Origin of the sequence: Lysinibacillus sp. YS11, assembly GCF_002896375.1 — a bacterium.
In the GTDB taxonomy this organism is placed as follows: Bacteria; Bacillota; Bacilli; order Bacillales_A; family Planococcaceae; genus Lysinibacillus; species Lysinibacillus capsici.
The window spans coordinates 2,691,156-2,715,936 of record NZ_CP026007.1; the positions used below are offsets into that span (position 1 = coordinate 2,691,156).

Genomic DNA, 24,781 nt, shown 5'->3' on the forward strand with positions numbered 1-24,781 from the left:
TTACGTAGTGTAAGGAGGCTCCTCATAGTGTTGAAAAACAAAACAATCAATAGAATTTTTGTGATAGGTGAAAATGGATTTCTGTTGAAGGCTACTTGCTTTCCTGTGGGCAATAAAGTGAAGGTGTTCATTACTCTTTATGAAGAGGTGTTGTCACGCATCACTTCTCCACCTTGGAAATAAGAACTTATCCCCTCTAAGAATACAGATAATGGGCTATTTGATCGCTATGCTAGTATGAAAAAGTAAAGACATTTTTCAGAATGGTTGATTGGAGTGGAGCCAGCGTCACTCCTAGGGGATTTAGCGTCACAGAGGAGACCCTGGAGCGAACGTAAGTGAGTGAAGCGGCTCATCGGACGCCCCCTGGAAAGGACGCTGGCGGAACGGAAATCAACCTCTCACCTTGCTAAAAGGTCTTTTTCTGCTAGTGACATATCTTTTTCAACAACAGGAGGAGCCCCTTACGTAGTGTAAGGAGGCTCCTCTTTCATTTATGCTTCTGGTTCAGCAGTATTTTGTCCTGTTGCTTCCATCACTTCTGGTGTATCGTCCACTGTATCATCTTCCTGTACGTTTTCAGCAGCCGGTGGTGTAATCGTCACCAGTGTGTAGTCATCCTCTTGTAAAATATCAAACGAGAACTGTTGACGAATATCTCCGACGTATAGAGAAGTCCCAATTGCAACATTTGTAACATCTATTTCAATGGTTTCTGGAATGTCAGTTGGCTTCACTTTAATACGCACTTCACGATTAGGCTGGAGCAGGAATCCGCCATCAGCAACTCCAACTGCATCCCCAATTACAGTCACTGGAATATCCACTTCTAGCTCCTCTGACATATTGATTGATTTAAAATCCACATGCTTAACATTCCCTTTTAATGCACAACGTTGTACCTCTGTTAAAACTGCATTAATGCGTTTTCCTTCAACATCTAATTGGAAAACACTTTTCGTACCGTGTGTAGCTAACATTTTTGCAAAGGCTCTCGCATCTAACATAATTGCCGTTGATTCCATTTGAAAGCCGTAAACCACACCTGGAATGCCCCCATTTTGTCGAAGTTGTGTTAAAGAAGATTGTTGTCCCTTTTGACGTTTACTGGCAGTTAAAACCATATTCATCGAATATTTCCCCTTTCATGGAAACTAGTCTCATAAAAGGTTTTGCCTTTTCTATTGTATTTTATACATAGCAAGCACACGATTATTTGGTCAGTATGGTAGTGATAATTTGCCTCTCGGGATTACCGTTACGCAATACAACACAGAGTGCGATAAACGCTAAAACCGTACAAACCATAAACATGACCATATAGGATGTAAATTGCACAATAAAGCCCATCAAAAACCCGCCCAACCCAAAGCCTAAATCATAGGTAGCTAAAAATAAACCTAGCAAAACATTTCTCGATTCTTGTGGTACAACAAACGACATATATGTAGTAATTGTCGGATATAGCATCGCTGAGGCAAGGCCATTGAAAACAGCGGAAATATAGACAAAAGATCCTATTTCAGGTAAAACAGCAAGCAACGTTGTGCCCAATATGGAGCTGAAAAGCACACATGCAATAAATTTCGGATGCCATTGTCCATCTGAAGGAATAGAGCGTCGCAATACAAAGCGACTACCCACCACGACCAATGCCTGTAACGTTAAATAAATAGCTGGATTCCCCACTCCCTCAGTCAGCATAAACAATGGTAAAAAGGTGGTGATGGCGCCAAAAATAGCAGCACCAAGAACCATAACGATTGCTGATATGACTAGCCCCTTGTGTTGTTTTACCCCCTTCATGGCGGCTAACAGCTCTCTTGTTGTCACAACTTCTGTGTCTTCCTTTGCTTTTGGTAAAGGGGAGCCAATAAAAAACAGTAGTGGCAGAAGAGCCAACATAACCACAAAGATTAATAAATCCTGACTATCCAATTGCGTCCACAAGAGTAGCGCTACTGCAGGTCCATATAAACCAGGTACAACACTGGATAAGGAATACATCGACATGCCTTGCCCCCGATCATGGTCGTGTAAGACAACTGTAATACCTAGCTGCATCGCCATAGAAAAGAAAGCGGTGATGATACCCTGTAGGACTCGTACTAAAAAGACACTATCAATACCAAATATTACATAGATAAGCAGTGCAAGTGCATGGCCTACTAACAGCCATTGCATAATCGTATAAGGACTATGCTTGGCGACCATTTGGCCAGCAAAAGGTCTTAATAGCATACAAACAAGCATATACATGGCCATCATGACTCCAATTTCCCCCTCCAAGTACCCCCCATCCGCTGCTTCTAATGGAAAAATAACTGTCAACACGGCATTGGCGGTAAAAAAAATAACCGCAAGTCCATATAATTGCATCATGCGAAGGGATAAAGGCTGAAGTTTCATGAGACTTGCTCCCCTTGCAACGAAGAAATTTCTTGACGATTTATAGGTAATCTAGAGGCTAATAAGCGTTGGCTTATCGGATGGGTCATACATGGAATTTGAGACACATCATGAAGAAATTCCACCACTTCACCCTGGTCTACAACAGCTACTTCATCTGCAAACAAACTAACTGCGTGTAAATCGTGAGTAATAAATAAATAACTGAAGCCTCTCTCCTGTTGCAATTGTTTCAGGAGTTTTAGGATACTGATTTGTACCAATATATCTAAGCTATTAATGGATTCATCTAAGATGATGAGCTTAGGCTCTGTTGCTATCGCCCTTGCGATGGTCACTCGCTGTAACTGACCACCACTTAATTGATGAGGGTATTTTTGAGCATCTCTCTCAGATAGTCCCACCTGTACTAAAAGCTCCTTTATTTTTTCTAGCTGCTGTTGTTTTGTCAACTGTAAATGACAATTCATTGGCTCCGCAATGATGTCTTGAATCTTCATTTTCGGATTCACAGCACTATGGCAATCTTGAAAAACGATTTGAATATTTTTTTGTAATAGCTTCTTCTCTTCTTTAGATGTCGTTGCTAGATTAATATGATCGAAGTGAATGGTACCGCTATCTGGCTTTTCCATACCTATTATCAGCTTTCCTAGTGTGGTTTTGCCACTACCGCTCTCTCCGACAATGGCTAAGCAACCCCCTTGCTTCAAGGTGAATGACATATTTTTCACAGCTTCTATTGTTTCATGTTCCCCAAACAATCTCTTTTTTCGATAGGTTTTAGATACTTGTTGGATTTCTAACATCGGTTTTCCTCCTGTCTTACCCAATAGTTCATGTCTAGTTCATATAGAATTCCGTTTGTATCACCTGACCAGCTATCCACAAGTTTTTCAAGTTGATCATCCTTCCTTTTAGCTGCGACTAATGCTTTGGTATAGGAATGAACAGGGTTTTGTAATAGCCGTTCGGCTGGACCATATTCCATGATTTTCCCTCTTCGCATAACAACAATTTGATCTGCCATGCGGGCAATGACGCCAAGATCATGTGACACAATCAGCATCGTTGTCTGATATTGTTGCTGACAATGAGACAATTCCTCTAAAACCTTGAGCTGTGTCATCGTATCAAGGGCTGTTGTTGGCTCATCTGCAAGCAAAAGCTTTGGACGAAGACTCATAGCCATGGCAATCATGACACGTTGAAGCATGCCTCCGCTTAACTCGTGAGGATATTTTTTTAACAGTCTTGAATCGGTCAATTGAAAAAAAGCAAGTTGCTCAGTTGCTATGTGCAATGCTTGTTTTTTACTGAGCGATCGGTGTGCCTGTACTGTTTCAATCATATGGTCTCCTATTGTTATAATAGGATTAAACATAGCCATAGGATTCTGCAATATACATGCCACGTCATTGCCCCGAAGGCCTCGCAACTGCTGTTCATCCATTCCCAGTAAGGAACGCCCTTCCAATAAAATGTCTCCCCCATAGTGTCGGGACTCCCGAAACAGTTGCAAGATGGCATAACATAGCATCGTTTTACCGCTACCACTTTCCCCGACAATACCAAGCGTTGTACCAGTTGGAATCTGGAAATCAACATGCTGCACAACTTTTTTAGGTCCCTGTGCTGTTTGAAGCGTAATTGACAAATCCCTTATCTCTAACATATTGTCACCTCTTCTTCTTATACTTTGGCGTCCATAGCCGTACGAAGGGCATCCCCAAACCAATTAAAAATAAGAACGGTTAATGAGATCATGATACCTGGTATAAACATAAGCGTTGGTTCACTCATTAAATAGGTTTTACTATCATTAATCATCATGCCCCATTCTGCCATCGGTGCCGTAACACCTAGCCCTAAAAACGACAGCTCCGAAATTAAAAGTATTGTGGAGCCAAGCCCGATTAGTTTTAACAAAAATATTTGTGGAAAGACAAACGGCAATATATGCCTCCTTATAATTTTTCGTTTCGGTACACCTGTCAGCCGTGCATATTGTACATAGGTGCTTTCTTTTAAAGAACGCACCATATTGCGAATAATACGCGCAAAACCTACCCACGACACAAAACAAATTGCCACAAACATATTTTTAACGCCACCACCTAACGCACCTACAATGACAAGGGCAAAAATAAAATCAGGAATGGAGAGAAGAACATCACAAATACGCATTAATACTAGATCAACCAGCCCACCGATGTACCCTGCCAGACACCCTACGATGATGCTAATGATTAAGGTAATGAATAGTACGCCAGAGGCTAGTAGCAGAGAGGTGCGCGTACCAAATAATAAACGAGAGAGCACACAGCGCCCCAGGTGATCTGTACCTAAGGGGTAATGCATAGAAAATCCCTGTAATTTATTGGCTATATCTGTTGTATAAGGATCATGAGGCGCTAACCAAGGAGCAAATAGAGCCATTACCACCAGCATGAGTACGAGCAAGCTACTGATGATGAGTGGCAAATTTTTTTTCACTATAGAGCGCCTCCTTTCAGCCTGACACGTGGATCAACAACCGCACATAGTATATCTGCTATAAAATTGATAGTGATATACAATCCCCCAATGATGACTATAAAAGCTTGTAGTACAGCGTAGTCCCTTGCTAACATGGCCTCCACAATAAAGTGTCCCACGCCAGAAATGGCAAAAACATTCTCAATAATCGCTGCACCCCCTAATAGGCCTCCACAGGTCATGGCAAGGGATGTGATAAGTTGTGGTAAAATGCCTTTGAAAATATGTGTACGCAAAATAACCGTTTCTTTTACACCTCTAGCACGGGCAAATAGAACATGCGGTTTCTTCATTTCTTCTCTCATGCTTGAGCGGATGAGCCTAATGTAATAAGGGATAAATCCTAAAGCCAGTGTTATCGATGGTAAAATGACATGAGCAAAACTTCCCCAACCCATGAGTGGTAAGACGCCCCATTTCAAGGCCACTGTATAAATGAAGAGAAAGGCCAGCCAAAAACTTGGCATAGAGGCAATTGTAAAGATAGCTGTACGTGTAAACCAATCGAGCCATCCACCGTTTTTTCTTGCAGACCAAATGCCAATAGAAAAGCTAATGACAATAATTATGACCAATGCTGTTACCGCTAAAAGTAATGTTGTCTCAAAGCGTTGAAATAGTTCTGTTGCCACGGCCTTTTTCGATACAAAGGATGTTCCAAAATCTAATTGCAATGCATGGCTGAGCCAAGCAATATATTGCATCCACAAAGGTTGATCTAGCCCCATTTCTTCACGCATACTTGTCATGGCCTCTTCAGTAGCAGGAATTTGATTGATTGTAAAATAAGCTTCAACAGGATCAACAGGAATAAAGCGAATTAATCCAAAGGCGATGATGGTAATACCAAACAACGCCAGTAACATACTTGCTATCCGTTTAACAAAAAATGGCACCATTTTGACTACTTCACCTCATATTGATTCAGCGGCACTTCAAATTGCTGCATAGAAAACGATAAATTGGCTAGACGTTGATTGGCCACCAAATAATTTGTCCGATAAGATAATGGCATGAAAATCGCCTCTTCATGAATGGTTTGTAAAATGGCTTCATACAGGCTCTGTCTCTCTGATTCATCAGTTGAGCGAATCACTTTCGCAATATTTGCTGCTAATTGTTCTGAATGTGCTGTGCCTTTTAACGCATAATGGCCAATTTGCTTTTCCCCCGTCATCATTCGTAAATACATATGGGGATCATAAGGTGCCCCCCACGTATCATTCATAATGACATTGAACTCACCTGTTTTACTTCGCGTTCGGAAAAGTTGATCTTCTTCTCCAATCAATTTGACATCTACGCCTAATTCACGCCATGCGCCCTGTAAATATTCAAATATAGATTTATGCACTTGGTCATTACTGTTATATGGAATTGTGATGGTCAGTGCTTGACCGTCTTTGGATCGAAACGGAGCCCCTTCTTCAAAGATCCAGCCTGCTTTATCCAATAGTTGCTGGGCTTTTTCTAAATCATAGCTGTAAGACTCAAATGGAATATCACTATACGGAAATCCTGGAGCAAATAAAGACTTGGCCTCTTGTTCAATGCCATTTAATACATGTTCCATAATTGTTTGTCGATCAAAAGCATACTGCAAAGCAAGTCTGACATCTTTATCTTGCGTCACGCCATAGTCTGAATTGAAAGATAGTATTCTAGTAGAGGAAGGTTCAGAAATTAGCGTTTGATATTGGGGATTTTTCTCCAAAACTCGGAGTTCCTCAGGTGCTAATTGACCACTTCCGAAAATTAAATCAATATCTCCTTTTTCAAGTGCCATCATACGTGCTTGTGAATCAGGAATAATTTTGACGATGACTTTTTCTAGCTTAGGCTTCTCTCCCCAATAATGCTCATTACGTGAAAACTCAGCAAAATTGTCTTGCTTGTAATCAGTTAAAATCCAAGGACCTGTTCCAACCGCTTTTTCAATGCCATCTTTGGTTGTCCCACTTGCTGGGAAGCCACTATCCCCTAACATACGTAATGGACGAATCAACGTTAACTCCTGTAAAAATGGATAGTAAGGCTCTTTTAAATGAATCTGTAATTTCAGCTTATCTAAGACTTCTACCCGATCAATGACTGCCACCACTTCTAGCCAACTATGCGGTGCAATATTCTCCACTACAGTTTCGATATTACGTTTAACATTGTCTGCCGTAAGCTGAGAGCCGTCTGAATACAAGACATTGTCTCGTAATGTAAATATGTAGCTCTTACCGTCTTGAGACATTTCCCATGCTGTTGCTAATCCTGGCTCTATTTGCCCATCATTTCCATAGCGTACAAGCGGATCGTATATCATGGCCTGAGCAAACATTTCATTTGGTGCATACAGGTGTGGATTTACTTCTCCAATATCCTTTGGCCAAGAAATGGTTAAAACATGTTCATTTTCACCTTTTGCCTTGTCTTTTTTTGTCTTGTCATCTGAATTTCCGCAGGCCACAAGCATACTTCCACTCACAATCAATAGAACTAGTAAACTCATTATTTTTTTCAATAAACTTTCCCCTTCACTTAAATAGTAATGATTACTATTATCATTCAAAATCGAATTTTAAATGATTCATGACTTTTTGTAAAGTAGATATTCAAAAATAAATCTTAAAGACATAAAAAAACACCTCCTCTGTCCACGGAACAAAGGAAGTGCCTTCTGTCTTAATATAGTGCTATTTTTGTATGCAATAGCTCATGTAACTCATGCAATTTTTTAATTTCATAATGCGGTTCAATATCACTCGTATTTTCAACATTGCGGATGTTAAACCAGCATGTATCAATGCCTGACAGCAATCCGCCTTTAATGTCTGATGTCAAAGAATCGCCGATTATAAGCGTTTTAGCTTTATCAAAATGCTCAATCCGCTCAAATACATAATCAAAAAAGGCAGGCATTGGTTTTTGATAGCCCGTTTGCTCGGAGATAAAGATGCCTTTAAAATATTGTGCTAAATCGGCATCCACTAGTCGTTTATTCTGTGTCAGCGTTACGCCATTTGATACGACATACAAATGATAGTGATTGGCTAGTTGAGCGATGACTTCATAGGCTCCCTCTACATAATGATGTGCTTCCTGTAAGTATTTTTGGAATAGCGATTCAAAGTAGACGCCATCGACCTCCATCCCAAATTCCTTTAATGCAATCGCAAACCTTGTATTATGTAGTGTATTTTTTGTCATTTCCCCACGCTCAAAAGCTCGCCACATCGATTCATTAATTTCTTTGTAGCGCGCAATCATCTCGGGCGTAGTGGCTATCTTTTCCTCTCTGAACATGCGGTCAAGTGCTGCATTTTCAGCTAAATCAAAATCTAGTAATGTATCATCTACGTCAAACAATAATATCTCATATTTCGTCATGTTCATTCCCACTTTCTTCGATGCATTGTGACTATTTACTCTATATCATGATAACGTTTTTTATGAAAAATAACAGTAAAATGCCCTATGACAGAATATTAGAACATGTATGCGCTTTATACACATGCTTATCCGTCCACACAAAAAAAATACTTACAGGTAACATAGTCGCAGCATTACTTTTAGCTGGTCCATTATCATTGGCTGGTACACAAAATACGTTTGCAGCTTCTAATGAGAATGAGTTTTCTAATATAGAGAACTTAAATTTTACCGAATCTGGCCAAACATTCACATTAGTTTATGATGAAGGTGAAACAGATTTTAACATTGAATATAATGGTGATAAAATGTTGTTAACTACTACAACTGGTAACAAAATTCATACATTTGAATATAATGAAGGTGATTCTTTTGCTATAATGGACGGAGAAAAAGTGGAATTATCTTTTGAAGAGTTTGTTGACCCTACTAAAGTCAATGATGATTCCCAACCTATATTTAGTGCTTATAAAGCAGATGATTATACACCTGTCTATATGTCAACTGCAAAAATCAATTTCGATAAAATGGTCACAGATGTATCTGATATTGTGACAGTAATTGGTGGTGTTATTGCAATTGGAGGAATTATCGGAGCTGCAATTACTAAAAAACAAATTGCATCAGTAATAGGAAATTGGGCTGGGGCTGTAGGGTTCGCCACACTTATAGTATCTAAGACATTTTCTGGGAAAACCACATATGATCAGTACAGAACTAAGGGTCTAGTTGATACAGGATATGGAACAAAATACCATGCAATTAGAAACGATAACGTTAGAGTAATTGCTTCCGTTGCAGGTTTTAGTATGAATGAACAATTAAGAGGTACTGGTGATTGGTATTTTAATACAAAGCCATATTAAGGAGGTTTATAGGTTTGCAAAAGTCTAGCATATTTAATAGAATTGCGTTAGTAGTGCTGTCTATTATGGTTATCGGGGTTCTTTATTCTTTCATTTGGCATAAAGAGAGTTTTGATAGACCAATTTGGATACAAGTTGTTATGACTTTTTGCTTTTTAATGTTGAGTATAAATAACTTTAGACTAAGGAAGTACGCTATGGGTTGGATTTTTGCTGGAGTAGTAGTAGCTTTTGGAATCAGTATATTTTGGGGTACTACTGCTGTTTAATCAATCAACACCATGTCAGTAAACTAAGATCAGCCAACAATTTCTTGTTACATTTTATGACAAAACCTCAAATTCAGATAAAGAGTAAAACGACTGTTTAAAAAGAATGGTCTTACAAAGACACAAAGCCTGTGATAACAGGCTGTAGGCCTTTGTCTTTGTGTATTAAGGTACAAGTAAATTGTGTTTTGACAAACTTTTAAATTTAAACTGAGTAGAAAAATTATATAGTATATCCCTAAGAAACCTCCAATGGTTATTCCAATGGAGGTCTTCATTTCATTATTTAACTGAGCCACTAATAAATGTTTTATCAGGATAATACATATTCTTTACAATTACATTTGGCCCTAAACATTTGACTGCTGGACAGTGGCAATTAATTGATTTAGAAATATTGGAATCTAACCACCGTTCGTAAATTTGAGGTAATGATTCATTTTTTATATTTCCGAAAGCCGAACCGTCATCTGAGAAATCCGTAACCGATATATCCCCTGTGAAAATATTTAAATTCATTCTTGATCGTCCATCAACATCATTTCTGATTGTTATATTATGTTCACTATTGATTCGCTTGATTAACGCTAAATCTCGCTCATCTTGACTACAAGGGTAAAATGGCAATGTACCAAACAATACCCATATGTCTTTATTTCTATAATCAAGAATTTCATTCACAACTTTTCTGTATTCCTCCAAACTAATAACTTCTAAATTTTCAGCGAAGTCACTAGCATACATAGGATGAATTTCATGTCGCTTACATAACATTTCGTTAGCCACTTCATTATGAATTTTCTCCATATAGGGGACAGTATTACGATTTAACATTGTTTCTGCTGATACAAACATCCCTCCTTTGGAAAGTTCCCTTGCATTGTCGAAAATATTACGATATAAATTGCCTCTATATTCAATTGAAGGTTGCTTATCCATCATAGCGAAGCCTGTTTCAACAAATTCTTTTTCATCACACCAGTTATGCGATATGTGCATAACATCTAGATAAGGAGCAATTAATTCGTAATGAGACATAGGCAAAGTTAAATTCGAATTAATTTGCGTCTTAATTCCCCTACCCTTAGCGTATTTCAAAAGTGGTAACAAATTTTCCTTTATTCCCTTTTTAGTCATTAAAGGTTCTCCACCTGTAAAACTCATTGTACGTAAAGTTTCCACCTCATCTAACTTGTGGATAATTTCTTCTGTAGGTAATGCTGGTAATTCTTTGGTTAATAATGTGTAGCCAACTGCACAATGCGAACATCTCATATTACATAAATGTGTTGTAGTAAATTCAATATTTGATAAAGTTAATTTCCCATACCTATCAATGTCATGGTAACTTTCCCATTCATCATGAGTTTTCTGTACTGTAAACATATAAAAAACTTCCTTTCCATGCTTATAATTTTCGCACAGATAAAATAATTTTTAAAGTGCATTTATTTATAAATTATCTCGGAATCGAACTTAATCTTTATTATAACTTTTTTATTATTTTGTTTACATCTGCTCTATTTCTGACAACTCTATCTTCGTATCCTCTTTTATCTTCTATACAATTAATTTTTCTTGCGCCACTTTGTAATTACAAGGAGTTAAATTACCGACTTTGGTGACACACCAGCCCTCGGCAATATTGTGCATGACGAACTACCATTGATTTTTGATAAATGGATGGCAACCGAATTGGCAAAATCGCTTAACTGCCATTGTCCAGCAGTCAAATGCTTAGGGCCAAATGTACTTGTAAAAAATATGTATTATCCTGATGCCGCGTTTGTGAGTGGCTCTGCTCGTGTATAAGTTCATCGATAACGAGAGAAACTCCATGTTGAACAAAGACTGATCAACATGGAGTTTCTTTTACATATGGCGTTATAAATTGTAGGTTGTCCTTATGCCTGCTCTTTAATGCATCGTATATAATTGTTCGATCCTAAGAGAAGAATCCGCCTCTTGATTTTTTTTGTCTTCGGAAATGATTTTCCCTTCATAAATCAATCCACCTGTACGTAAATCAACGATAGACAACCACTGTCCATCAGAAACACGATATACTAAATAAAATTTCCCCTCTGCTATACGTAAATATGGAGCATCATTCTCATTCGCAATGCTTGAATATTGAAGGGTTAAGGGTTCTTCCCACTGCTTCTTTTCAATATGATAACGGTTCAATGTTAGTCCATTGGCTGAATAAACAGGAATGTATATCGTTTCTTTATGAATCAGCATTGACTTCCGATAGGGTTTTAATTCTTCTGGCATAGTCCATTCCTCTGCTTCATTCTTGGCATTATTATAGAGATATATTTGACTAGAGATAACTTCTAGCTCAGTATCTTCTTTTCGATCACTGTATTTTTCTACCATATATAAATAATAATTTTCGTTTTGAGTAGTAGTATTGTATTCATTAAAAATACGGATACTGGAAGTGCCTCTTTCTTCTGACACTAATTCTGCAAGGATGGCATCCTTTACTAATTCCTTCTTGTTCTCATCAATCGAATAGACATGCAACTCTTCCCTACCTTTTATAAGATAATTGGCTGATAAATAGTTGGTTGTTAATATATTTATTTTTCCATTTCCCACGTAAACGTTATTCACATTAATCCAATCATAGCTTGCTTTAACTGGTATATCGATTTTAAAGGAAGAACTGTCATTTGTATTTTTATCAAGTATATCAATTTGAAGCGTTACGACATTGCTAGCTTCTTTTCCACCATCATCTAAAAACGTTGTGTAAATCAAACGTGATTTGTCTTCATAATATTTTCTTGGATCAAATTCTTTCCCGCGCATAAAATTACGGTGTTCCTCAATATATTTTCGAAGAATCATAGGTTCATTCGGTGCCATCAAATCTCTAAAAAAAGACTGATTATTGGGATTCGTGGAACCATCCTTTGATATGTACAACATATGATAAAGATCATTACTCTGATAACTTGTTTGAAGAATAAGATTTTCGATTTCTTCCTTATTTCCGCTGATCGTTTCAATTTTATAGGATCTATCATTTTTAGAAGCCATTGCTGTTTTTTGGATATAGTAAGAACTGATAAACACCACGATGAAGAAACAAATACTGATTGTTTTCCAATATTTTTTCATTGTTATACCTCCTCTAGACCCTGATTTTATATTTTAATAAATGATTCGCAATCCAAATGGCACTGCCTAAAACGATCATGCTCGTTACCAGTACCATTAAGAAAATTTCAAGTGGGTAAAAGTAATTTGTATAAACATTAACTAATAGGATTGGAGCAAAAAATACCCCAAGTGACAGTAAGCCATAAAAAATAGCGTAAAAAATCCCTTTTAAACCATAACTTCGCTCAATTAAAATCGCGGTAAATATTACTGCCACGAAAAGTAACCCAAGTGCATATACCAGGATAAACTCTGTAAAGCTAGTCGGATACAGCCACCTCCACATATTTAAAGTAGAACTAGCATAAATTGAGAAATTTGATTGGAGGTCTATTGGTATAATCTTATTCACTATTTGTTTTTCCATCAAAATTAGCAAGATTTGCAAAGCAATCAAGCCAAGAACTAAAAGCATAATCGTCGTTAATTTCGCAAAATAAATAGCGATTCTTTCAGTTGGTAACATGAATAATCTGTAAATAAATGTATTTTTACCAAGCCAATCACGATACCAAATAAAGAAAACATAAATCATCAACATGGCGATACAAAAAAAGATTGGCAGCAGAAACCATTCTGAATCAGTGAATCGATCGAAAGAAAAAGTCCCGTATTGCTCCACATACTGGTTCATGGATAACTGGTTTTCTGCCATCAACTGTTTAGCATTTTTCATATAGGTTTGTGAGATAATTCCCGCTCCTATAAGCTGGCTGAGCATGGTCAAGCCTATTAAAATCAAATACAATTTAAAAAATCGATTTACTTCAAAATTAACAAGTTTTAAATAGTTTTTCATGCTCGATATACCTCCCTCATCACATCAACCACTGATTTCCCTTCATTTTCACGTACTTCCTCCACGCTAAATTCCCTCAATACTGCACCGTCATCCATAAGGACTGCTTTATCAATCAAATGCTCAATATCACTAATTTCATGCGTTGTTATAATGACACCACGTTCTTCAATTAAATGGCTTGTAAACACCTCTGCAATCTGCTCACGAGAGAAAATATCAATGCCAGAGAATGGTTCATCCATCAGTAAATAATCGACATCAAGTGACAATCCCAGTAGCATATTCACTTTTGCTGTATTTCCTTTCGATAAGTTAGCAATACGTTCATTCGGATCAAGTTTAAAAAATTGTAGTAATTCTTCTGCCCTCTGAGGATTCCAGCTTTTATAAAAATCAGCCATGAACGCAAAAGCTTCATTGATTTTCATTTGTGGCAACATCGTTATTGTGTCTGGGATGAAGGTTATTTTTTCAAAACTTTCTTTTGTGATTTTTTCTCCATCCATTAAAATTTCACCACTATTAATTGGTGTGAGCGCCATAATAGCTTTCATAATGGTCGTCTTACCTACACCATTTATTCCTATTAAACAAGTAATCTCTCCTTTTTCTGCAGTAAAAGAAATGTCTTTTAAAACCTGTTTCCTGCCGTATTTCTTGTTAACATTTTTTACTTCTATCATTTCGATTCCTCCGCTTCTCCGCTTTCGGCATCATGTTTTTTCTTTACAAGTTCCAATACTTCGGCTAAAGGCACATCGATAGATTTAATAGAGCCTAAAAATAAGTCAACCGCTTCGATAATCAATTCCTCACGGACATTTTTAAGGACTGCTTCATCTTTCGTAATGCAGCTAGGCATATTCCCCTCTGTAAAAATCAATCCTTGTTCCTCCATTTCCTTATAAGCTCGTTGCGCAGTATTTGGGTTAATCTTTAACTGATTGGCTAATTCCCTTCTGGATGGAATCTCCTGACCTGGCTCATAAAATCCCTTGGCAATTTGTTCTTTCAAATGCCGAATCACTTGGACATACACCGGGTCCCGATTATTAAAATTTATAGTCAAATAACTCAACTCCTCAAAAATTAATTCCGCGTATTAACCACTTAATACACAGTATGTAGAATGATGGGTTGCACCTATCAACATGGACATATTTTTTCTCTCGTTAACACCTCAGTGTATTAAGCGCTTAATACACCGACAATAAAAAAATGTATTAAACAGTTAATACACTTCTTGAAATGTATTATATGCTTAATACACATTTTAAGTCAACCACATTTATGGAAATATCTATCAATAATTAAAATCACAGCCAGTTGTACAAGTAGCATGTACATCATGGATGCCAATATACTTTTCTTCAAACAGACGAGTGTTTTTATCTTCATTGTTAACTGGTAATGACTGTATGTTTTCTTGTAATTATTTTTTAGCACAAAAATATTTTATGTTCACAAGAGGTATAAGAAATAGAAGTTGAGCTATACTATTAAAGATTTCACTTCAAATCCAATGACTAGGAGGGTTAACCCGATGAGTGCGATTGATCGATAACTCAGAAGGACCATCAAAACTGAATAAGCTAAAGTACAGATTTCTTAGGAATATCTTAAGATCCTATGCGGAAGCGAGGCAGTGTGTCATGGAGCAGAAAATGTAAGTGGTAATCAGACCCGGAAATTCATTTCCGGGTTTTTCTAATTGTAAAGCCGTTATTCTAATTCAGCTAAATACATAAAAGCCATATTCAGATGAATATGGCTTTTCCTCTTATCCAATTAATTCCTTTGCAAGGAATCTATAGGTATTTAAACGACTTTCTAATTCATATTGATTGCAATTTAGCATCACTTCATCAAAGCCATAGCGTTCTTGCTCAGCGCTTAAAAAAGCAGCAATGTCTTGGGGTGTCCCGACAAGATTCGCCTTGCGATTATTGTCAATCGTCAATTTATCCATTTCAGTTAATGGATAATCTTTCGCTTCTTCGGGTGACATTGTTTGAATGATTTGCCCTTTCATTAATTGAAGACGAGAAATATCAATCGGTTTAGCTAAATATTCCGCTTCTTCTAGGGTTGGGGCAACTGTTGCTGCATATGTCACAATGATTTGTGGTTTATCCATATAATAAGAAGGCGTAAAATAGGCTTTATAGGCATCAAAGATATCCTTTGACATATTGCCCGTGAAAAATTGTGCATACGAATAGCCTACTCCCAGCTGGCCAGCCTGCATTGCGCTCTGACCACTAGAACCTAGTAACCAAGCCTCTGGTAATGAAATATGAGCAGGAGCTGCAATGACTTGATCATAGACATGTTCACCTGTTTTTTGATTATTCATTAGTTTTAATATGATTTCTAGCTTATCATACTGTTCTGTGAAGCGTTGTCGCCTTCCCTCTGCCAAGGCATAGATAGCGGCATGATCACCACCAGGAGCTCTCCCCACACCAAAATCAATACGATTGGGTGCCAGCCCCGATAATGTTTTAAAGACCTCTGCTAGCTTATAGGGTGAATAATGCATCATCATGACACCACCCGTACCAATGCGAAGCCGCTGTGTTTTAGCAGCTAAAAAAGCAGCAGTTACTTCAGGAGCTGAACTCGCCAATGACTGGCTATTATGGTGTTCAGCAAGCCACATACGGTGATAGCCAAGCTCTTCACCTAGCAATGCCAGCTGTTCTGTACGTTGGAAGGCCTCTTCTGCAGAATGACCTTTTGGAATCGGCATTTGATCTAAAATACTTAATCTCATGTAAAACATCCTCTCTGTCTCTAGCTCCCCCTTTTACTGTAATACAGTTTGGATGATTTACAAAATAAAAAACCTTACTCATAAGCTAGTTGTTTCTTTTCCCAAGTGTGATAGACCATGCCAACAAGCTTTTGTTGTTGTTGCTGGTTTAATACGACTTCTTTAAATTTCATTGCCTCTAGGGAAAATTGCTGCGTTTGTTCGTTCACGACAAATTGGAGAATAGCATGTCCTTTTTCGTCTTGAAACGTAATATCACCTGACAATTCTACAACTTGCTCCCCAGTTTTTGCTTCATAATAGCGCCAGTAAGGTTCATAAAAAGCGTAATTAAACGCATTTCGAACTGTGACATCTGAAAAATTCTCCAAATAGCCTTCCTTTACGGTATCAATATACTCATGATCTGTTATATCTTTTTTTGCATTAAAGACATACCCTACAAGTACTCCCATAAACACAACACAGAGAAATACACGTATATGATTTCCTAAACTCATGTCATCACGTCCCCTTTACGTAAAAACACCATTATCTACATAATACATCAAAATAATGACTCCAAGTAGAATTTTTTTGAGTTATGTAGAAATTATCGTCATTTCCTATTGAATCACTTCATTTATTTCTATTAAAAAATAGCAGCTAGAGTATTTACAGCCTATCCTCAGTTCGCTACTATCAGATTATTATGATAGAAAAGAGATGACCTTTTGTGCCTTTTGATTTAGATGTAAATATTTTATTAATTTTAATCCTCTTCGGTTTTTTAGCAGCCTTTATTGATTCAGTGGTTGGAGGAGGTGGGCTTATCTCATTACCAGCTCTTATGTTCGTTGGCCTTCCTCCCTCTGCTGCAGTAGCAACCAATAAATTGGCAGGTACAATGGGTTCCCTTACTAGCACAGTGACATTTTATCGCTCTGGTAAACTAGATATAAAAGCCGTCTATAAGCTATTCCCCTTCGTCTTTTTTGGCTCTATGCTGGGTGCTTGGATTGTCCACTTAATGGACCCAAGTGTACTGAAGCCATTAATGCTGATTATGCTTGCAGTCGTTGCCATTTATACCATCTTTAAAAAAGACTGGGGCAGTATGACCACCTTTAAACAATTAACCCCTAAGCGTTCTATTATTTTTGTTTTCGTGATTACACTTATTGGCTTTTATGATGGCTTTTTAGGTCCTGGGACAGGCTCGTTTCTACTCTTTGCTTTTCTCATAGTTGGCTTTGATTTTTTACAATCAGCAGGAAACGCCAAATTTTTAAATTTCGGCAGTAATGTAGCTGCCCTCCTTATGTTTATATACTTAGGACAAATAAATTATGCCTATGGACTACCAATGGGTCTTGCGCAAATTGCAGGAGCTATTGTTGGTTCAAAATTTGCCATTAAACGCGGCAGTGGCTATGTACGTAAATTATTTATCGTTGTGACCATTCTATTACTCTTGAAAAATACATATGACTATTTTTCATGATCAGCCGTTATACTAACGTATGCCAATACTATAGAAGGATCAAACTTATCTCAATTGGGGTAAGTTTTTTTCATGGTATCAACTTTTTCCCTCTCCTCGTACGTCTAGTAAATGTATACAATTTGACAATGTTAAAAAAGGAGCTTCTTTGGACATGAGAACAAGAAATGCATTTCAACATGAAGAGGTGTTTGTCCAATTCATTCGAGAACAAAAAGAGCGTTTTTATTTGCTCGCGTATAGCTATACAAAAAATGAACAGGACGCACTAGATGTTGTACAAGACAGTATCCAAAAAGCCATGCTTTCATTAGATCGACTTGAGAATGTGACCTATATGAAAAGCTGGTTTTATAAAATAGTTGTCCGTACAGCCATAGATTTTTTACGTAAGCATAAACGCTTACAAGTGACAGATGATGATACATTACAATATTTAACACCTGCTCAAGAGGATGTTTATGAGAATGTTGACTTGGAGCATGCGTTGGATGAACTCCCGCAAATGTATCGAGAGGTTGTCATTCTCCATTATTTCGAGGATTTAAAACTCGCTGACGTGGCGAACATCCTCGACATTAAATTGAGTACAGCCAAATCGCGTCTTTATAAAGCATTAAAACTATTGAAAATCCAATTGGAAGATGTGAAGGGAGAAACTGCACATGGATAAAAAATTACAGGAGTTAGAAAAACAATATATGAAAGTCCCGATTCCAAAAGAGCTAGACTTCGTGGTTGAAAAAGCACTTAAGCAAGGTCGAAAAAAGAAAAAAAATCGTACACCTCAATGGGTCCTTGGATCTGCCGCTGCAGCCATGCTATTTACAGCTGGTTTAAATGTAAGTCCTGCAATGGCACGCACACTCTCAGAAATTCCCGTGGTTGGTAGTGTGATAAAAGTATTGACTTGGACAGAATATGAAGTGGCTGAAGATAATTATGATGCCAACATTAAAGTACCTTCTATTGAAAACTTAGAAAATCAAGATCTGGCGAATACATTAAATGAAAAATATCGTGCAGAAGGTAAGACACTTTACGATGAATTTATGGCAGAAGTGGGCGATTTAAAATTAAATGGCGGTGGTCATTTAGGTATTGATAGTGGCTACGAAATCAAAACTGATAACGAACAAATTTTGTCGATTGGCCGCTATGTAGTGAATACCGTTGCTTCTTCTTCAACGGTGATGGAATACGATACGATCGATAAAGAAAACGAAATTTTAATTACTTTACCTATGCTCTTTAAAGATCAACACTATATTGAAACAATTAGTGAAAATATTAAAGAACAAATGCGTACACAAATAGCTGAATCGAATCAAGATAAAGTTTATTGGGTAAAGGGTGCTGGCCTTGCCGATGAAGAGTTAATGGAGGAATTTACAACTATTAAACCTGATCAGCAATTCTACATTTCTGATAAAGGCAAGCTTGTGATTTCCTTTGATAAATATGAAGTGGCACCTGGCTATATGGGCGTTGTAGAGTTTGAAATCCCAACAGATGTCTTAAAAGAAGATCTTGTAAGCACAAAATATATTCATTAATTTAGCTTACTTTTCCTATGACGAGGTATTGGATGATGGTGTCATCCAATACCTCGTTTTTTCATGAAACCATACCATTTTCTGCTTATAAAGCCGACTTTTTTTGTCAAAGCTAATATGTATCAATCAATGTTAGAGGGTTTTCAACATGAAAAGTGTAGGATCAATCAGTATTTTACATGTCATCTTCCTATCAATGACTGTTATTGGCTTAAAAAATCATGTAACCATTATTCCTCCACTACTAGATGTGGCCAAAAGAGATGGCTGGCTATCGGTATTGTTTGCTGGAGGAATTATTTTCTTTTGGCTATTTTTATTAGTATATATTCAATCAAAATCTAATCAGGAGCCCATCCGAGATTGGCTCGATTCAAAAATCGGGAAAATTGGCTCTACTATTGTTATTTATACAGTTGCTATTTTTTTAATGATTATCGCAGCTTTTACAATGGTTGAAACACTGCAATGGATTAATACTACATTTTTACCGCAAACCCCTGTAATTATCTTACTATTTATCTACGTCATTCTGTGTATTCTTCTTGTGACGACTAGCTTACAGACGCTCGTCATTTTAAACGTTTTTGTATTATTCGGAGTAGTTATCTTTGGCTTTTTCGTGGCCTTTACGAACATGCAGGTAAAAGATTATGAATTATTACGTCCATTTTTTGAACATGGATTCCAGCCTGTCTTGCGAGGTATGATTTTCCCTGCATCAGGGTTTATTGAGCTTTTAATGTTGCTATTTTTACAGCATCAATTTAAGGAACGTATTCGCTGGTACCACTTTGCTATTATGCTGGCCATTTTAGTAGGACTGACATTAGGACCTTTAATTGGAGCCATTACAGAATTTGGACCGAATGAAGCGGCTAAGCAACGCTATCCTGCCTACGAAGAATGGGGATTAGTGACAATCGGTCGCTATATCGAGCATCTTGACTTTTTCTCCATTTATCAATGGCTGACAGGAACCTTTATTCGTGTTAGCTTCCTTTTGTACATTGTGGCAGATTTATTGAAGATGACAGGAGATCCCAAGCGTATATGGCAAATGCTTGCTCCTCCCTTCTTTATTCTTTGTTTACCATTAATCATGCTAAATGAAAGCCTATTTTTAAAAGTAAAAGGAAATTATATTCTGGCAGCCACTTTTATTTTTTTCTTTTTACTGTCAATATTTTTCGTAGTCGTAGCTTTCTTGTCGGATAAATCTTCTAAAAAGGGGAAAACTGAAAAACAAGATAAGAAAAGTGGTGAATCATAATGCCTCAGCAAGAACAAGCGCTAGATCTTAGTACGCTCAGAAAATTATTTCAAAAATCAGCAGATATTCAATTTCAGGAATATATGTTTAATCAGCAGAAAGTACACTTTATTACGTGTGATGCTATGATTGATCAACAAATGCTTAATGAAGTGATTATTCAACGTATTCAATATTTATATGATCATTTGGATGAGGTTCCCTTTGAAGAGAATATCGCAAGGCATCTTCATGTTCCAAGTATTCAAAAAGTACAAGACAAGGAACAGCTGATAACTTTTGTCTATAGTGGCTTCTTGTTGTTGTATTTTGACGAAGACAATCTTTTATATGCAAGCAATATTGCCCAAAAGCCGAATCGCCAGCCTGAAGAAACGCGCATGGAGGTTCTTGTTAAAGGGCCCAGAGATAATTTCATTGAAGATATTCGCGTCAATATCGCACTTATAAGAAAACGTTTGCCGACCAATTCATTTTGTGTGGAAAAAGTGGAGCTTGGGAAACGATCAAAAACTACGGTAGCCATTCTTTATTTTGATGATATTGTGGATATGGATATTTTACATGGCATCAAAAAGCAGCTTGCTGCTGTTGATACAGATATTGTTTTTAGTGGCGATTTATTGATGGAACGGGTGAATAAAAATTCCAAGCTTTTTCCGAAGTTTGATTATACTGGACGACCTGATTATGCGGTTCAGGCCTTAGCAAGAGGACGTTTTATTATTTTTGTAGATGGCGTCGCCTATGCCATCATTACCCCTGTCAATTTGTTTCTCTTACTGAAATCAGCTGAGGATAATGAATATCCTATTATTTTCAGTTCACTCGAACGATTATTAAGAATATTTGGTATTTTAATCGGCTTACTACTTCCTGCATTCTGGCTTGCCTTGACAACCTATCACCAAAACCAATTGCCGCTTCAACTACTCGCAACCGTCGTGCAAGCGAAGGCTGGCTTACCGCTCCCCTCTTCGCTTGAAATGTTGCTGATGTTGCTGATGTTTGAATTATTTCGTGAAGCAGGCTTGCGTCTCCCTTCCGTTATTGGTGGGACCATCAGTGTTGTAGGTGGATTAATTATTGGGGATGCAGCCATTCGAGCAGGTGTAACGAGTCCTGAAATGATCGTTGTCATCGCCATTTCTACCATTGCTTCCTTTACATTAGTGAATCAGTCACTTGTTACTTCAGTTAGCATATTACGCGTTGCCTTTATCTTTGCTAGTGCCTTTTTCGGGTTATTTGGCTTCTTTGTTTCTTTATACCTGACACTGCTTTATTTAAGTAATATTCGAATTTACGGCTACTCTTACATGAATCTAGCAACAGATCTAAATTGGGCAACCATTAAAAAATCCATCTTTCGATTATCACCCAAAGGCTATACAGAGCGGAACAAAGCGCTTGCTCCTCAGGATTATACACGAACTTCAAAAGGGCATGAGAACAAAGATTCTCCACATAAAAACAAATAGCATCCCTATCGATTGTGAAGGGATGCTATTTTTATTCGCTCAACTATTTTGGACTCTTTCTTTTATAAGGTCCAGTACACTTTCCCAATGACCTTTCATTTCTTCTCGTACTGTCTGATCAGAAAGATGTTCTTGATGAAAGCTAATGGTTGTTTTATTACGCTCTTTGGGTAAAATACGTATTTGTACGGTAGATGGTTTTGACCACTCTTCCTTTTGCCAAGTCAATCGAAGCTGCTCTAATGGTTTAACAATCCTGATTTCGCCTGTCCCTGTCTTTGAATGGTATTTGTACCCAGGTTCGAATATAACTGAAGTGTCTTCCCCCAGCCATGTACGTACTCCTTCTGTTGTCGTAATCAATGCCCATGCTTGCTCCTGCGAAATTGGAAATGTCCTTCTAACCCCGATTTGAAAACCCACACTTTTCGTTTGACCGATAATTTTTTCGTTATCCATTGCTTCACCTCTATTTTATGACCTTTATTGTGAACTGTAATGTTCTATTCGATTTACCTGCTAAACATTCCTTCTATGATTCATAAATGAATGTTCCATTTTCCATATTAAAGATTTGACCTGTTACCCTATGCATATTCGATGGCATTACCTTCAATCGATTCCCTCTTTCCAAATAAACCTTCACTATGCATGTCAGTGTCCTTTGGCTACCACATGAGCAGTTGTACAAGTAACTTAGGGAAGCAACCAAAAAAGGGAAATTGTTTTAAAAAAACAATCTCCCCCTCCTTCATTTACGTCAATTCCACAAACTCTTTCTGAACGCTTTGTTCTGTTTGTCCCTTGCGAAATTGAATATGATGAAGCTTTGCAAAAATCCCATTTTGAGCCACTAGCTCATCATAGGTACCATCCTCTTCAATGCCCTTCGGTGTCACAACTAATACACGATCAGCATTGCGAATAGTTGCCAGTCGATGGGCAATAACTAGTGTTGTACGATTTTCAGCAAGCTCTGTTAACGATTGCTGAATAATCATTTCTGTTTCTGTATCTAAGGCAGAGGTTGCCTCGTCTAAAATTAAGATAGGCGGGTTCTTTAGGAACATACGAGCAATCGCTAGTCGTTGCTTTTGTCCTCCTGATAATTTTAAGCCACGTTCACCTATTTGTGTATCATAGCCATCGGGCAGCTCTGCAATAAATGCCTCTAGATGTGCTTTTTTCGCTGCCTCTCGAATTTCCGCTTCACTTGCATCTAATTTTCCATAGGCAATGTTTTCACGAATCGTACCTGTAAATAAAAAGACGTCCTGCTGTACGATACCAATTTGAGCACGTAATGACGCTTGTGTCATATTACGTATATCGATACCATCAATCGTAATAGCGCCTTTTGTCACCTCATAAAATCGAGGAATCAATGAGCAGATTGTAGTTTTACCAGCACCCGAAGGCCCTACAAAGGCAATAGTTTGGCCAGCTTTTACATCAAATGATATATCATGTAAAACCTGTTTGGATGCATCATAATTAAAATGAACGTGATTGAAGGCAATATTTCCATCTAAATGTTTTATAACCTTTGCATCCTCACGATCTTGAATTTCTGGCTCCTGTTCAATTAATTCACGGAAGCGCTTAAAGCCAGCCATTCCTTTCGGATAAAGCTCTAATAAAGCACTAATTTTATCAATTGGTTTAATCAGGACATTCGTATATAAAACAAAGCTCACTAGCTCCCCATAAGATAATTTCCCATTAAAGCTTAGCCAAGCGCCGACCACTAACACCATTAATGTAAGGAGGCGCGTCATCATGTAAATACTGGAGTGTGTCCCTGCCATAATTTTATAGGCATATAATTTAGCCGTACGGAAAAATCCATTTTGCTCCTTAAAGCGTTTAATTTCAAAATCTTCATTTGTAAAGGATTTCACAACACGGACACCAGATACACTATCCTCTACACGTCCGTTCACATCAGCAATTTTGCCATACATCGTTTTCCAAGCATTGTTCATTTTTATATTACTAAATGTCACAAGCCATGTTAAAAATGGCACCATAATCGCTGCAATCAAAGCGAGTGTTGGATTGACATTAAACATAATGGCAAAGGCCCCAACAAAGGTCATGATTGCAATGAAGAGATCCTCTGGTCCATGATGGGCAAACTCGCCTATATCAAACAAATCATTGGTAATACGACTCATAATATGACCTGTTTTCGTATTATCAAAGAATCGGAAAGATTGCCTTTGTACATGCGTAAATAATTCCTGACGCATATCCGTTTCGATATTTATGCCTAGTTTATGCCCTAAATAGTTAACGATAAAGTTCAATAATGTACTAATGGCATAAACAAGCAGTAATAGGACACTTATTTTCACGATCATGCCCCAATCCCCTGTTGGCAATAACTCATCGATAAACCATTGAACAGCCAATGGAAACGCAAGCTCTAAGATTGCTACAATAATGGCACTCGAAAAATCGATGACAAACAATCGTTTATGTGGCTTGTAGTAGGAAAAAAATTTTCTATACATGTTTGTCTCCTCTCTAAGTTGTAAAAATTTTGCCTATCTTTTAATAGTACCATTTGTGCAAACGTAACGGAAAAGTATTTTTTCTCCATAGCAGTATATTTTTATTTACTTTTAAAATGTTGCATGTTACTATGTTAGTAAGAATTGAATAGCTTTTGACTTTATTGTCAAAGGGGAGTAGCTAGCAGATGCGATCGAAGCATCTGATTCACATTCGT

25 protein-coding genes and 1 pseudogene are annotated in these 24,781 nt (G+C 37.5%); 9 read left to right on the top strand and 17 right to left on the bottom strand.

Annotated elements, in window-relative coordinates:
• Positions 1-27: 27 nt before the first annotated feature.
• Positions 28-183, top strand: a complete 156-nt coding sequence (locus LBYS11_RS23100; RefSeq protein ID WP_158651954.1) for a hypothetical protein — start codon at positions 28-30, stop codon at positions 181-183.
• A 311-nt stretch (positions 184-494) separates the two neighbouring features.
• Here the strand turns inward: LBYS11_RS23100 and LBYS11_RS13390 are convergent, their stop codons facing one another.
• The 8 genes from LBYS11_RS13390 to LBYS11_RS13425 all read right to left on the bottom strand — a co-directional run bounded on the left by LBYS11_RS13390 (position 495) and on the right by LBYS11_RS13425 (position 8,325).
• Positions 495-1,130: a 50S ribosomal protein L25/general stress protein Ctc gene (locus tag LBYS11_RS13390; RefSeq protein ID WP_103118349.1), complete on the bottom strand. Its 636-nt coding sequence runs from the start codon at positions 1,128-1,130 to the stop codon at positions 495-497.
• An 82-nt stretch (positions 1,131-1,212) separates the two neighbouring features.
• Positions 1,213-2,409, bottom strand: coding sequence for a staphylopine family metallophore export MFS transporter CntE (locus LBYS11_RS13395; RefSeq protein WP_103118350.1), 1,197 nt, complete (start codon positions 2,407-2,409; stop codon positions 1,213-1,215).
• Positions 2,406-3,218 (bottom strand): ABC transporter ATP-binding protein, encoded by an 813-nt coding sequence (locus LBYS11_RS13400; protein WP_048392412.1) that lies wholly within the window; start codon positions 3,216-3,218, stop codon positions 2,406-2,408. The genes LBYS11_RS13395 and LBYS11_RS13400 overlap by 4 nt, the downstream gene beginning before the upstream one ends.
• Complete coding sequence (locus LBYS11_RS13405; RefSeq protein ID WP_103118351.1) at positions 3,212-4,084, bottom strand: ABC transporter ATP-binding protein; 873 nt, start codon at positions 4,082-4,084, stop codon at positions 3,212-3,214. Before LBYS11_RS13405 ends, LBYS11_RS13400 begins: the two co-directional genes overlap by 7 nt.
• A gap of 17 nt (positions 4,085-4,101) precedes the next feature.
• Positions 4,102-4,905: an ABC transporter permease gene (locus LBYS11_RS13410; protein WP_103118352.1), complete on the bottom strand. Its 804-nt coding sequence runs from the start codon at positions 4,903-4,905 to the stop codon at positions 4,102-4,104.
• Positions 4,905-5,846, bottom strand: a complete 942-nt coding sequence (locus tag LBYS11_RS13415) for an ABC transporter permease (RefSeq protein ID WP_103118353.1) — start codon at positions 5,844-5,846, stop codon at positions 4,905-4,907. The genes LBYS11_RS13410 and LBYS11_RS13415 overlap by 1 nt, the downstream gene beginning before the upstream one ends.
• Positions 5,847-5,851: 5 nt before the next feature.
• Complete coding sequence (gene nikA, locus LBYS11_RS13420; protein ID WP_233732028.1) at positions 5,852-7,447, bottom strand: nickel ABC transporter substrate-binding protein; 1,596 nt, start codon at positions 7,445-7,447, stop codon at positions 5,852-5,854.
• 173 nt (positions 7,448-7,620) lie between these two features.
• Complete coding sequence (locus LBYS11_RS13425; protein ID WP_103118355.1) at positions 7,621-8,325, bottom strand: YjjG family noncanonical pyrimidine nucleotidase; 705 nt, start codon at positions 8,323-8,325, stop codon at positions 7,621-7,623.
• Between the two features lie 62 nt (positions 8,326-8,387).
• Between LBYS11_RS13425 and LBYS11_RS13430 the strand changes: the two genes are divergently transcribed.
• On the top strand, positions 8,388-9,233 hold the full coding sequence (locus tag LBYS11_RS13430; RefSeq protein ID WP_103118356.1) for a hypothetical protein: 846 nt from the start codon (positions 8,388-8,390) through the stop codon (positions 9,231-9,233).
• 14 nt (positions 9,234-9,247) lie between these two features.
• Positions 9,248-9,502: a hypothetical protein gene (locus LBYS11_RS13435; protein WP_066037785.1), complete on the top strand. Its 255-nt coding sequence runs from the start codon at positions 9,248-9,250 to the stop codon at positions 9,500-9,502.
• Between the two features lie 282 nt (positions 9,503-9,784).
• Here LBYS11_RS13435 and yfkAB read toward each other — a convergent pair whose 3' ends face one another.
• Positions 9,785-10,888 carry a radical SAM/CxCxxxxC motif protein YfkAB gene (yfkAB, locus tag LBYS11_RS13440; RefSeq protein WP_066037786.1) on the bottom strand — a complete coding sequence of 368 codons (1,104 nt, stop codon included), beginning with the start codon at positions 10,886-10,888 and terminating at the stop codon, positions 9,785-9,787.
• Between the two features lie 222 nt (positions 10,889-11,110).
• Here yfkAB and LBYS11_RS13445 point away from each other — a divergent pair.
• A pseudogene (locus LBYS11_RS13445) lies at positions 11,111-11,314 on the top strand (radical SAM/CxCxxxxC motif protein YfkAB); the annotation flags it as partial.
• A 105-nt stretch (positions 11,315-11,419) separates the two neighbouring features.
• On the opposite strand, the gene LBYS11_RS13450 reads toward LBYS11_RS13445, so the two are convergent.
• The 6 genes from LBYS11_RS13450 to LBYS11_RS13475 form a co-directional block, all read right to left on the bottom strand.
• Entirely contained in the window at positions 11,420-12,634 is a 1,215-nt protein-coding gene (locus LBYS11_RS13450) for a hypothetical protein (RefSeq protein WP_103118357.1), read from the bottom strand.
• Positions 12,635-12,647: 13 nt separating this feature from the next.
• Positions 12,648-13,475 (bottom strand): hypothetical protein, encoded by an 828-nt coding sequence (locus tag LBYS11_RS13455; protein ID WP_103118358.1) that lies wholly within the window; start codon positions 13,473-13,475, stop codon positions 12,648-12,650.
• Positions 13,472-14,161: an ABC transporter ATP-binding protein gene (locus LBYS11_RS13460; RefSeq protein ID WP_048392404.1), complete on the bottom strand. Its 690-nt coding sequence runs from the start codon at positions 14,159-14,161 to the stop codon at positions 13,472-13,474. The genes LBYS11_RS13455 and LBYS11_RS13460 overlap by 4 nt, the downstream gene beginning before the upstream one ends.
• Complete coding sequence (locus tag LBYS11_RS13465) at positions 14,158-14,547, bottom strand: GntR family transcriptional regulator (protein ID WP_004230719.1); 390 nt, start codon at positions 14,545-14,547, stop codon at positions 14,158-14,160. Before LBYS11_RS13465 ends, LBYS11_RS13460 begins: the two co-directional genes overlap by 4 nt.
• A 711-nt stretch (positions 14,548-15,258) precedes the next feature.
• Positions 15,259-16,254 carry an LLM class flavin-dependent oxidoreductase gene (locus LBYS11_RS13470; RefSeq protein ID WP_103118359.1) on the bottom strand — a complete coding sequence of 332 codons (996 nt, stop codon included), beginning with the start codon at positions 16,252-16,254 and terminating at the stop codon, positions 15,259-15,261.
• Positions 16,255-16,328: 74 nt separating this feature from the next.
• A complete protein-coding gene (locus LBYS11_RS13475; protein WP_048392403.1) occupies positions 16,329-16,754 on the bottom strand; it encodes a hypothetical protein in 426 nt (141 codons plus the stop codon).
• Positions 16,755-16,969: 215 nt separating this feature from the next.
• Between LBYS11_RS13475 and LBYS11_RS13480 the strand changes: the two genes are divergently transcribed.
• From LBYS11_RS13480 to LBYS11_RS13500, 5 genes are all read left to right on the top strand, one after another.
• Positions 16,970-17,737, top strand: coding sequence for a sulfite exporter TauE/SafE family protein (locus tag LBYS11_RS13480; RefSeq protein ID WP_048392402.1), 768 nt, complete (start codon positions 16,970-16,972; stop codon positions 17,735-17,737).
• A gap of 154 nt (positions 17,738-17,891) precedes the next feature.
• Complete coding sequence (locus LBYS11_RS13485; RefSeq protein ID WP_004230723.1) at positions 17,892-18,410, top strand: RNA polymerase sigma factor SigV; 519 nt, start codon at positions 17,892-17,894, stop codon at positions 18,408-18,410.
• Positions 18,403-19,293 (top strand): anti-sigma-V factor RsiV, encoded by an 891-nt coding sequence (locus LBYS11_RS13490; RefSeq protein ID WP_054550465.1) that lies wholly within the window; start codon positions 18,403-18,405, stop codon positions 19,291-19,293. The genes LBYS11_RS13485 and LBYS11_RS13490 overlap by 8 nt, the downstream gene beginning before the upstream one ends.
• 148 nt (positions 19,294-19,441) lie before the next feature.
• A complete protein-coding gene (locus tag LBYS11_RS13495; protein WP_048392400.1) occupies positions 19,442-20,566 on the top strand; it encodes a GerAB/ArcD/ProY family transporter in 1,125 nt (374 codons plus the stop codon).
• The gene (locus LBYS11_RS13500; protein ID WP_048392399.1) at positions 20,566-22,047 is read left to right on the top strand and encodes a spore germination protein; all 1,482 of its coding nucleotides are present in this window, start codon (positions 20,566-20,568) and stop codon (positions 22,045-22,047) included. The genes LBYS11_RS13495 and LBYS11_RS13500 overlap by 1 nt, the downstream gene beginning before the upstream one ends.
• A 39-nt stretch (positions 22,048-22,086) precedes the next feature.
• Here LBYS11_RS13500 and LBYS11_RS13505 read toward each other — a convergent pair whose 3' ends face one another.
• Together LBYS11_RS13505 and LBYS11_RS13510 are read right to left on the bottom strand one after the other, a co-directional pair.
• A complete protein-coding gene (locus LBYS11_RS13505; protein ID WP_066037792.1) occupies positions 22,087-22,506 on the bottom strand; it encodes an SRPBCC family protein in 420 nt (139 codons plus the stop codon).
• Between the two features lie 296 nt (positions 22,507-22,802).
• Positions 22,803-24,563, bottom strand: coding sequence for an ABC transporter ATP-binding protein (locus LBYS11_RS13510; RefSeq protein ID WP_054550469.1), 1,761 nt, complete (start codon positions 24,561-24,563; stop codon positions 22,803-22,805).
• Positions 24,564-24,781: the final 218 nt, after the last annotated feature.